Annotated in this window: 1 pseudogene; it reads right to left on the reverse strand. The window is 60.8% G+C overall.

The annotated features are described in order from the left end of the window. Positions 1-95: 95 nt before the first annotated feature. Positions 96-944 (reverse strand): annotated as a pseudogene (locus OKB81_RS20520) (isocitrate dehydrogenase); the annotation flags it as partial. Positions 945-1014 lie beyond the last annotated feature (70 nt).

Below are 1014 nucleotides of genomic sequence, written 5' to 3' on the forward strand. Positions count from 1 at the left end.
GGCATGCAGTCGTGGCAAGCCCTCCGATGCCATATCGGCTCTTGAAGCTGGCTGAGGGTCATGGGTAATCAGGAAATCATATGGTTGGATTCTATTTATAGACGGTCGATGATGGCCTGGGTGAATTCGCTGGTGGACGCTGTGCCCCCCAGGTCACGGGTCACCCGATCGCCGGACTCGATGGTCGTCCGCACGGCCTCGCGAATGCGCTCCGCCTTGTCCTGCATGCCGAGATACTCCAGCATCTGGATGGAGGCGAGGATCACCGAGGTGGGGTTGGCGATGTTCTTGCCGGCGATGTCCGGCGCAGAGCCGTGTACCGCTTCGAAGATGGCGGCCCCTTCACCGATGTTGGCGCCTGGCGCCATGCCCAGCCCCCCCACCAGACCGGCACAGAGATCCGAGAGAATGTCGCCGAACAGGTTGGTGGTGACCATCACATCGAAGCGCTCCGGGTACATCACCAGGTTCATGCAGGCGGCGTCGACGATCATCTCCTCGTTCTGGATGTCCGGGTAGCGGGCCGCGACCTGACGGGCCACTTCCAGGAACAGGCCGGAGGTGGACTTGAGGATGTTGGCCTTGTGGATGATGGTGACCTTCTTGCGTCCTTCCTGGCGCGCCAGCTCGAAGGCGAAGGTGACGATGCGCTCGGCCCCTTCCCGGGTGATGATGCTCATCGCCTCGGCGCTCTGGTTGTCATCGCTGCGCTTCTGGCCGGCACCGGAGTACATGCCTTCGGTGTTCTCGCGCACCGTGATGATGTCGATGTTGTCGTAACGGCTCTTGGTGCCCTTGAAGGAGAGGACGGGGCGCACGTTGGCGTAGAGATTGAACTTCTTGCGCAGGGAGACGTTGATGGAGGTGAAGCCACCGCCGACCGGAGTGGTGAGCGGGCCTTTCAGGCTGACCTTGTTCTTCTCGATCAGGTCGAGGGCTGTCTCTTGATCAGATCTTGATCCCCTGCGCCATCAGATCCTTGGCGGCAAGAAAGCCATCCAGTTTACTTTGCAG

Source organism: Aeromonas sp. QDB56 (assembly GCF_027705505.1).
Taxonomy (GTDB): Bacteria; Pseudomonadota; Gammaproteobacteria; order Enterobacterales; family Aeromonadaceae; genus Aeromonas; species Aeromonas caviae.